Here is an 8940-nt window from a genome sequence, read left to right as displayed (position 1 = left end):
TACAGTCAAGGCGGCCAAACACGCAAGGACTCCGCTTTCGCCAGCATCTACTTGGATCTGTTGCCAAGCAAGCGTTTATCGCCTTACATTGGTGTTGGCATTGGAATTTCATTTCTTGATGTTGGCGCATTTGCCGACCCTGGATTGAGCTACCAAGGCTCTTCGAAATCATTGCTAGGCTATCAAGCAAAAGCAGGCCTTTCCTACGCTATTGATTATAAATCCAAAGTCTTCGCAGAGGCTGTATATCGCGGCACAAGTGGGTATGGCACTGATGATGGATATGACAATGGGATAACTCCTCTTTCTCTAGCTGGGGAGCACAGATTGGGCTTAGGATTGGCTTATAATGCCCTGTCTGTTCTCACCGCTGACATAGGCGCCTCAGTAGTAACGGCCGGGATATTCGCCAGGGTGGTCGATGCGGCTGATGCGGATCCCTGAGGCCGACTGGCCGTGAAAGCGCAGGATGTCGCTACCAGAGACCAGAAATCCCCGCTCCTGGGCAAGCAGCGACACCTGATCAGCCGTAAGGGCGTCGGCCATCATTTGCCGCAGGGTTGGATCAGCCCTCGCATGGGCCAGAAACAGCAACAACTCACTTTGGGACACGGCAGCTCAGCAACCCCTGCAACATAGGACTGCCGGCAGGGTAAATTTGATCGGCTCTTGACGCAGTACCCACCTGATGAATACCACCCCAGCGGGCATCTTTTGCCGGTTCTTTGAATGGCCTCATAGTCGTTGCTCGGACTGCTGACGCAGTAGCTGCCAAAGCTGCAATCGCGCAGGCAAGGACCAGAGTATTGCGGCCCATCGTCTTGTTGGGCATAGGTACAGATTGGCGCCTAGCATGTGGTTCATGGTGCAAATACCAGCTCCTCCACTCAAGGTTCAAGACCTGAGCCGCTGGGCCCCTGCCGCAGACCGGCGCAACCCGATTGCGGTCTTGCAGGAACAGGAGGCCGATCGCCTGCCCTGGCTGGTGCCCGTGCGCCACAGCCGCATGGCTCACGACGCCTTTGCGTTCTATCGCGGCACGCCGGCGGTGATGGCCCATGACTTAGGCAATGCACCCAGCAGTGGCCTGGAGGTGCAGCTCTGCGGCGACTGCCACCTGGCCAACTTCGGCTTCTACGCATCGCCTGAGTGGAGCCTGGTCTTCGACCTAAATGATTTCGACGAGACCGTACGCGGGCCCTTTGAGTGGGACCTCAAACGGCTGGTGGCGAGTGCTGTGCTCGCTGGGCGCAGTCTGGCTCTGACCAGCGACCAGCAAGGCCGGGTGGCCCGGCGCACCGCCCGTGCCTACCGCAAGGCGATGCAGACGCTCGCAACCCAATCACTGCATCAGGTGTGGGCGCAGCGCATCGATGTCGACGCTTACATCAACGAGCTGGAGCACCCACCGCTACGGCAGCACGTGCTCAAGGTGAGCGCCAAGGCCAGGGCCCGCACCTGCATAGAAGCGGCCGACAAACTTTGCGTACGGGGACCCGACGGGCAACTGCAACTGCGCCATGACCCCCCGTTGATCTGGCGCCATGCCCTGTTGGATCGCAGCTGGACCGCCGACATCGACTGGCGCGATCTGGCCCAGAACCATTTGCAACTTTACCTGTGCTCCGTCCCGGCCGAGGTACGCCACAGGCTTCAGCGATACCACCTGGTGGATGCGGCGATGAAGGCCGTGGGGGTGGGTTCGGTGGGTACCCGCTGCGCCATCGGCCTGTTTGTGGGCCCCCACCCTGATGACCTGTTGATCCTCCAGAGCAAGCAGGCCGAAGCCTCGGTGTTTGAGCCCTATGCCACCACCCCATCACCCGATCACCACGGCCAGCGGGTGATCGAAGGGCAGCGGCTGATGCAGACCGTGAGCGACCCGTTTCTGGGATGGACGAGCAGTTTGCAGAGGGATCTCAGTTACTACTGGCGCCTGCTGCGCAACTGGAAAGGTTCGGTCGACCTGGCCAGCCTGGATGCCAAGGGTCTGGAGCTCTATGGCGAATTGTGTGGTCGAGCTCTGGCCAAAGCCCACGCGCGTTCGGGTGATCGCATAGCGATCGCGGCCTGGCTGGACGCCGGCAAGGTCTTTGACCAGGCCCTGGAAGCATTCGGCCTGCACTACGCCGACCAGGCCGAGAGCGACTACCGGCTATTCATGCAAGCGATCAAGGAAGGGCGCCTAGAAGCCAGCATGATCTTCTAAAAACAATCGGCTGTTGTGCAGGCTGCTGTGCAGGTTGTTGTGCAGTAGCTGGCACGCCGGCTGGGGTTACGTCGATGCCTTGGTTATGTTCCAGCGGCTAGTGGAGGGGCTGACCTCGTGAAGGTGGTGCCGTTGCGGCTGCAGCCTGGAGACGATCTCCGTCAGGCGCTGCTGAGTAGAACAAAAAATTCCGCCGCTACCGTCATGACAATGTCTGGCGCCTGGGCTTAGGCTGGAAGCTTTAGGTGCAGTGATGGCGTCATCGACCTTGGGGAGTGAAAAGTTGCGGAGTGAAAAGTTGCGGACTGAAAAACTGGACCTGCGGCTGACACCAGGGGCCAAGCAAACCCTGCAGCGGGCGGCTGCGGCGGCCCAGCGCAGCGTCACCGACTTCGTGCTGGAGAGCGCCCTGGCTAGCGCGGCCGAAACCCTGGCCGACCGGCAGAACTTCCAGCTTGTTCCGGAGCGTTGGGAGGCATTTGTGTCGGCCCTGGATGCACCTCCCCAGGCGCATCCCCGTCTGGCGCGGTTGCTGCAGGAACCCAGCGTGATCGAGGTGGGATTTGCCGCAGAGCCAACCGCTGGTGGCGCTGGGTGAGCCGTTATCGGATCGAACCACTCAAGGCCAGCCATTCCCTGGAGAGCTTTGATTGTGGCGACGAAGCCCTGAACCGCTTCTTGATTCGTTTCGCCCTGGCGAACCAACGGGCTCGAGCTAGCCGCACCTACGTGGTGTTGGCGGCTGATGGAATAGTGGGTTTCCACACCCTGGTGGTGGGCGAGGTGAGCCCGGAGCAGGCGCCCGAGCGCATCGGCAAGGGATTGGCGCGCCATTCGATTCCGCTGATGGTGCTGGCCCGGCTGGCCGTGGCGGTAGATCACCAAGCGCAAGGCCTCGGCGCCGCCCTGCTAAAGGATGCCATCGGCCGCACATTGGCGGCTGCAGACATCGCCGGCATCCGCGCGCTGGCTGTCCATGCCAAGAACGAACGGGCACGAGGCTTCTACGAGCATTTCGGCTTCCGGCCCTCGCCGAGTGATCCGCTGCACCTGTTCGTGTTGCTCAAGGATCTGCAGAGCATGTCCCCTATCTAGTGTTGCGAAGGGATAAGTCATGGTGCAAGGAACACATTCAGCCCCTGTCAAATCAGTCGCTGGCTTGATAGATCGGTGGGGATGTAGTCGGCTGGGGAAGGCCAGCCGCCCCAGGCGGAAGGTTTCCAGTTCGGGCTTCACCGGCTCTTGACTCAGTAGCTGCCGGATGAACACCATCCAGACGGGGAGATGTCTACTTTGGGCATGGGGTGCAGCGATTGCTGCGCCAGGGCGGCGCCAGCATTCAAAGCTGCGATTGCAAAGCCGAATGCGATTGCAAAGCCAAAAAGTAGGGGGTTTTGGCCCATGCACTTCTGGGCAGGGGCACAGATTGATGCGGTTCAGCCATCTGGTGCATCAATCGCAACCCTGCACGGAGATCCGATAGCTGAAGCCCACGGCCGCTGGCCTGGTGGTGGAGCCCACCCGGAAGTTCATCAGATTGGTGCGCTTGCCGGGCACCGCCTTAAACGGGCCGAACTTCCGGCCGGTCCCTGGCTCGAAGGTGGGCGTTTGGTTTACCACCTGCAGGCTTGTGCCATCGGTGAAGCGCATGAACGCGGCCACCGGGAAGGTGGCACGCTCGGTCGAGGCCGACGTGAAGAAAAACTGATAGCTGCGGAAGTATCGGTCCACGATGAAATCCGTGTTCCAGTTGGTGCTGCCAAGCAGACGATCCGGGCCGATCCGTTTAGAAACCACCGGCTCGCCGCTTCCGCCGAGCGGCATCAGAAAGCGGCAGCCGGCCTCGGCGCTGCTGCTGCCGGCCGCGACGGCCACAACCGCGGAGAGCACGATCGGAGGGATCAGGCGCATTGAAACCATCATAAGAGGCTGGTATCCAGGCAGAAGCATGACAGCCTCCAGCGGGGTCGGAAGGCCGGCACGCACCGTCAAACGCGGGCCTGGTTCTGTTCCCAGATGAAGCTTGGCAGCCGGTGCAGGGCTTCCCGCTGGATGCTGCTCCAGGTGTCGATCATGGCTGCCAATTCAGGCGCCTCCGCCTCGAAAGTGGCGCGATGGGCCACCGTGTGACGATCACGGGGCACGATCGCCAGCTCGAACGGCGGGCCAACGGTGAGGTTGGAACGGTAGGTGAGCACTTCCGAAATCAAGCACAGCCGGGCGGCATCCTCCAGCGACAAATTGATGTTGCCCACATTGTCGAGCGGCGGCTTTCCGTATTTGGATTCACCGATCTGTAGATAGGGGGTCTGGGGGGTGGCCATCACCGCATTCCCCTGTGGATACACCATGAACAGACCATGAGGTTCGCTGCCAATCTGCCCCCCCAGGATGAAACTGGCCTCTGCGCTGGTGCCCGCCTGCTTCAGGGCGGTGCAGTGTTTCTCCTGCACTGCCACGCTCACCGCGCCGACATAGGCGGCCGCTTCAAACAGGTAGTGACAGGAACGTAGATCCTCGTTAACGCTGGCCTGGCTGCCAATCTCCTGATCCAGATCCCGCTGGATGTGGTTCACCACTGCCTGGGTGGTAGAAAGATTGCCAGCAGCTAGAAGCACGAACAGCCGGTCGGAGGTCGGCTGAAATACATGCATCTTGCTATAACTTGAAATATAATCAACTCCTGCATTCGTGCGGGAGTCGGAGGCGAAAACCAACCCTTTCTCCAGCCAGTAACCGATGCAATAGGTCACCTTGAATGGTCTGCAATAGCTCCAAAACCCTAGCAGTAAGGAGAATGTGAGCCCAAGTGCCCCACCACCATTCACTGCCCCAGCTTGGCCGCCTTCAGCATTGCCATCCTGGTGTTGCCGATCTCACTGGCAGCACCAGCCGCAAAAACGCCGCGGCCCGGGGTCAGTGCATCGGCAAAATCGTCAGCCCCCCGTTCAGCGGCATGGCCGCCCGTAACCGCCTGTCCCAGTTTTTCTCTAGGGTGAATCAAGTCGCGATCGCCATCCTGGCGTGCGTGATCATCATGATTCCGATCAATACTTCATGGCGATGGGGAAGCCTGCGAATCCCTGCGCTGACTGTGGTCCCAGGAGTACGGGAATAGGTACTTCCGAAAGCCACCGACAGCTGAAAAGCGGCGTACTTTGAAGTTGAGGGGAGGCCCGGTAGCCAACCTGACCCTCACCCTCCAATAGAGTCCGGCCAGGGATCACCCGAGCCGGTGAACGCAACGGAGGTGCGAGTGTTGCATCAGAGTGAATGCGATGGCGTGGCGCGAATGCCATCCCGTAACTGCAGAGAGGAATATGACAGTTCTATTTCCTGCGCTCTTAAATCTTGGGCTGCATAACCCGAGCCGAGATCACAACCGAGAAGGTCAAGCCTCGAGCATCTCTTCTACCAAACGTGATCCCTATTCCTTTCCTGCCAGGCCCCAGACAGGTGATCAGTGAACCCCCAGACACCCGACCGGCACACCTTGTGTGAGGAGGTGACCGCCGCAACCGGTGCTAAGGCGCCCCCCACGGGGCGCCTTTCAAATGACCTGCTGCAGCCCGATTGCACCGCAAAGGTGGAGTAGGCGCGCAGGAGCAGGAGTAAACGTGCGAGGTCATGGGTGGCGGGCGGCTTCAAGCCCGTGGTGTGCAACCAGGCATGAACGTTGCTGAATGCAGCGTCAGCGCCGCAGCGTCGAACCCAGCTGTTTTTCGTGCGAAAGAGTGGAGGCGCGCTTCCACCTTCAGGGCGGGTCCCTGGCAAGACAAGCCATTGCCCATCCCCTGGCTAGCCGGATTCTCAATATATATCTTTTATTGGTAATCCTGTTATTGAGCGTTTATTGAGATTCTGAGTGAGGCATGGCCGCAAGCGAACAGGTGATCCGCGCTCCCGCCCAGCTAGGGACGTTGCTCAGGGGTGTGCGACAGCAGCAGGGCGTGAGCCAGCAGGATTTAGCCCTCAAAGCCGGTGGCACGAGCCAGGCCAGGCTGTCCCAGCTCGAGTTGCAGCCCGGGCGCCTCACTGTGGAGCGGCTGCTCTTGATCCTGGCGGCCCTCGACCTCGAGCTGGTGGTGCGGGCGCGACAGATCTCCAGCGAGCCAACCGAGTGGTGAGGGGAAGGCCCACGCATGCGCGCTCCCTGGCGGTGTGGATGAACGGCATGCGGGTGGGCACCTGGTCACTGCCGGCCCGAGGCCCCCAGGAGTTCAGCTACCGCGAGGCCTGGCTCCGCTCCAGCCAGTTCCGCCCGTTGTCGCTGTCGCTACCTGCTGGCCTCGGGGCCAGCACCCTCAGAGGTACCGCCGTGGAGAGCTGGTTCGACAACCTCCTGCCCGCAGCCAGCACCAGTGCCTTCGATCTGCTGGCCGCCATTGGCCGCGACTGCGCCGGTGCCATGCAGCTGCTGCCGCCGGAGCAGGAGCCCAGTGGCATCGATCGCATCAAGGCCAGGCCCCTGAGCGACCAGGAGATCGGCCAGCGGCTGCGCACCGTCACGGCTGCACCAGCGCCAGGATCCCTGAGCGCTGACGCCGATGAGTTGAGGCTTTCCGTGGCAGGTGCACAAGAGAAGACAGCCTTCTTATGGCACAACGGCCAGTGGTGCGTGCCGCTGGAAAGCACGCCCACCACCCACCTGTTCAAGCTGTCGATGGGGATCATCGGCGAGGGGCAGATCGACTTCAGCACTTCAGTGGAGAACGAGTGGCTGTGCGGCAGGATCCTGCATGCCTTTGGTTTGCCGGTGGCTCCGAGCGAGATCGCCAGTTTTGACGGGCAACGCTGCCTGATCGTTGAGCGTTTTGATCGCAAGCTCCATGCCAGCGGCAGCCATTGGTTGTGGCTGCCCACGGAAGACTGCTGCCAGGCAACCGCCACACCGGCCACCATGAAGTACGAAAACAATGGCGGGCCAGGAATGGTGGCCATCGCCGAGTTGCTGGCTCAATCGTCAGAACCCAGCGACCTGGCAACCTTCTTCAAGGCACAGGTGCTGTTCTGGATGCTGCGCGCCATTGATGGCCACGCGAAGAACTTCAGCCTCTTCCACAACTCCGGCGGGCGCTTTCAGCTCACCCCGCTCTACGACGTGTTCTCGGCCTGGCCGGTGATCGGTCGCCGCAGTGGCCAATGGCCACAACAGAAGCTCCGGATGGACATGGCCTGGCACGGTGAAAAAGGCAGCTACACCAAGCCTCTGGAGATCACAGCCCGGCGCATGCTGCTCACCGCCAAAGGCTTGGGCTTGGTGATGCACAAGCCCTCCTGGACGAGTTGATCGTCCAGGCTCCAGCAGTGGCAGGTGTTGTGCGTTCACAATTGCCGCCTGCCTTTCCTGCTGGCGTCGCCGATCCGGTGTTGTCGGGTCTAGAGGCTTCAGCAACTCAGCTCGTTTAGGCGAAGCGGCTGCCGTCGGGGCTAATGAAGCTCACCAGGGTTTGTGCTGCTGATAAGGCCCAGGCCCAGGAAACCGGCAAAGAGCTGTTCCTAGGCCATCGGGTCACGGTGGTGCTGAGAGAGGGCGAACCGGGTACCTAGTGCCCGCAGCAGCATCGGCGGCAGCGAATTGGTCGGCCAACCTGTCAGCGATTTAGGAGTGGCTTGACCAGTAGAGCGCCTAGTTTTTCGCAACCAGAGTTGCGACTACTGGGGGATAGGATTGGCCCAATTGAAAGACCTAAATTATTGTCAAAGTGCGCCTTTCAGAGACGACATGGTCTCTTGTGAAATACTCACTTAGCTTTTTTGAGTTGGCGCAGACCGAGTGCGGTCAGGCTTGTGCTGCAGCACCACCACTGGTATAGCTGTATTTAGGGGATTGAAAACAAACGGGCTATCAACCATGCAATTTATTTAGCAAGCAATTCCTTAATACGATTCGACTGGGAGCCAGCAACGCGGGCGGAACCATCGGGACTCAAGCTGGGCCCCGGCTGATAGCGGGAGGGCTGGACGTCCTTCACACGTACGGCGTAGACGTGCAACCCGATCGCCAGGCCCAGCAGGAGCAGCAGGCTGAGGGCTGAGCCGTGGCTACGGTCATGGCTGGACATCGGCATCATCAATGGTGCTAAGGAGTCGGACCATGGGTACGCAGCATTACCAGCTACTTTACCAGTGTAAGGGTCCTCGAATTGGCAAGTAGTTCAGTGCTTAAAGCTAGATGAGCCACGGCTTGCTTGCCTGCCATAAAGTATGGCTCCGAAGCCAGTAAAGTACATAAACAAACTATAAACAGCAGCGGGCACAGCCATGTCCGGGTTGTTGAGCAGGCCAGCTGTGATGGCGATCGCCAGCGTTCCATTTTGGATGCCAACTTCAATGGCGATAGAGATCTGTTGAGCTGGCGAAAGCCGAAATACCTTTCCAGCGAGGAATCCTGTTAGCATTGCCAGTAGGTTGAGCAGCACTATGCCGGTTCCCACCTGCACCAAAAATCCTGGAAGCTTACTGCTCTCACTTACTAGCAACAGCACAATAATTAGAGCCAATAGGCCTGTCGCAAGGCGGCTCATTTGCTTTTCTAGGCGACGGGCTGTGTCAGGGAACTGTTTACGAATGGCCATCCCGATCACGGTGGGCAGCAAGGTGATCAGGAAGATTTGCAGCATGGTAGATCCAATCGGCAAGGCGATCTCAGCATTTGTACCCAGGAAATACTGAAGTGCTAGATTTGCAAAAAGTGGAATCGTAAATACGGTAATAACGCTGCTGACTGC

General features: G+C 59.8%; 11 protein-coding genes. 6 read left to right on the top strand and 5 right to left on the bottom strand.

Going from position 1 to position 8940, the window contains the following annotated elements:
• On the top strand, positions 1 to 444 hold a 444-nt coding region (locus tag KBZ07_RS12020; protein ID WP_254931836.1), incomplete at its 5' end, for a P44/Msp2 family outer membrane protein.
• Here KBZ07_RS12020 and KBZ07_RS12015 read toward each other — a convergent pair.
• Positions 385 to 612, bottom strand: a complete 228-nt coding sequence (locus KBZ07_RS12015) for a Nif11-like leader peptide family natural product precursor (RefSeq protein WP_254931835.1) — start codon at positions 610 to 612, stop codon at positions 385 to 387. The genes KBZ07_RS12020 and KBZ07_RS12015 overlap by 60 nt on opposite strands.
• A gap of 250 nt (positions 613 to 862) precedes the next feature.
• On the opposite strand from KBZ07_RS12015, the gene KBZ07_RS12010 reads away from it, so the two are divergent.
• The 3 genes from KBZ07_RS12010 to KBZ07_RS12000 all read left to right on the top strand — a co-directional run bounded on the left by KBZ07_RS12010 (position 863) and on the right by KBZ07_RS12000 (position 3304).
• A complete protein-coding gene (locus KBZ07_RS12010) occupies positions 863 to 2209 on the top strand; it encodes a DUF2252 domain-containing protein (protein WP_254931834.1) in 1347 nt (448 codons plus the stop codon).
• A gap of 298 nt (positions 2210 to 2507) precedes the next feature.
• Complete coding sequence (locus KBZ07_RS12005) at positions 2508 to 2807, top strand: DUF1778 domain-containing protein (protein WP_254931833.1); 300 nt, start codon at positions 2508 to 2510, stop codon at positions 2805 to 2807.
• Complete coding sequence (locus KBZ07_RS12000) at positions 2804 to 3304, top strand: GNAT family N-acetyltransferase (RefSeq protein ID WP_254931832.1); 501 nt, start codon at positions 2804 to 2806, stop codon at positions 3302 to 3304. Before KBZ07_RS12005 ends, KBZ07_RS12000 begins: the two co-directional genes overlap by 4 nt.
• A gap of 357 nt (positions 3305 to 3661) precedes the next feature.
• Here the strand turns inward: KBZ07_RS12000 and KBZ07_RS11995 are convergent, their stop codons facing one another.
• Together KBZ07_RS11995 and KBZ07_RS11990 are read right to left on the bottom strand one after the other, a co-directional pair.
• The gene (locus tag KBZ07_RS11995) at positions 3662 to 4195 is read right to left on the bottom strand and encodes a hypothetical protein (protein WP_315859852.1); all 534 of its coding nucleotides are present in this window, start codon (positions 4193 to 4195) and stop codon (positions 3662 to 3664) included.
• Positions 4196 to 4197: 2 nt separating this feature from the next.
• A complete protein-coding gene (locus KBZ07_RS11990; RefSeq protein WP_254931831.1) occupies positions 4198 to 5037 on the bottom strand; it encodes a 20S proteasome subunit A/B in 840 nt (279 codons plus the stop codon).
• A gap of 1044 nt (positions 5038 to 6081) precedes the next feature.
• On the opposite strand from KBZ07_RS11990, the gene KBZ07_RS11985 reads away from it, so the two are divergent.
• Together KBZ07_RS11985 and KBZ07_RS11980 are read left to right on the top strand one after the other, a co-directional pair.
• Positions 6082 to 6336 carry a helix-turn-helix domain-containing protein gene (locus tag KBZ07_RS11985; protein ID WP_254931830.1) on the top strand — a complete coding sequence of 85 codons (255 nt, stop codon included), beginning with the start codon at positions 6082 to 6084 and terminating at the stop codon, positions 6334 to 6336.
• Between the two features lie 38 nt (positions 6337 to 6374).
• The gene (locus tag KBZ07_RS11980) at positions 6375 to 7499 is read left to right on the top strand and encodes a HipA domain-containing protein (RefSeq protein ID WP_254931829.1); all 1125 of its coding nucleotides are present in this window, start codon (positions 6375 to 6377) and stop codon (positions 7497 to 7499) included.
• A 571-nt stretch (positions 7500 to 8070) separates the two neighbouring features.
• On the opposite strand, the gene KBZ07_RS11975 is transcribed toward KBZ07_RS11980, so the two are convergent.
• Positions 8071 to 8274 carry a hypothetical protein gene (locus tag KBZ07_RS11975; RefSeq protein WP_254931828.1) on the bottom strand — a complete coding sequence of 68 codons (204 nt, stop codon included), beginning with the start codon at positions 8272 to 8274 and terminating at the stop codon, positions 8071 to 8073.
• Positions 8275 to 8367: 93 nt separating this feature from the next.
• Positions 8368 to 8940, bottom strand: a 573-nt coding sequence (locus KBZ07_RS11970; RefSeq protein ID WP_254931827.1) for a bile acid:sodium symporter family protein, incomplete at its 5' end; no start/stop codon positions are given.

The organism is Cyanobium sp. BA20m-14 (assembly GCF_024346295.1).
This window is presented reverse-complemented; position numbering and strand designations above follow the sequence as displayed.

What these genes read in the sequence shown, in the direction of transcription:
- KBZ07_RS11980 (WP_254931829.1), top strand. Translation starts at nt 6,375, where the DNA reads ATGAACGGCATGCGGGTGGGCACCTGGTCACTGCCGGCCCGAGGCCCC.
- KBZ07_RS11975 (WP_254931828.1), bottom strand. Translation starts at nt 8,274, where the DNA reads ATGTCCAGCCATGACCGTAGCCACGGCTCAGCCCTCAGCCTGCTGCTC.
- KBZ07_RS12010 (WP_254931834.1), top strand. Translation starts at nt 863, where the DNA reads ATGGTGCAAATACCAGCTCCTCCACTCAAGGTTCAAGACCTGAGCCGC.
- KBZ07_RS11985 (WP_254931830.1), top strand. Translation starts at nt 6,082, where the DNA reads ATGGCCGCAAGCGAACAGGTGATCCGCGCTCCCGCCCAGCTAGGGACG.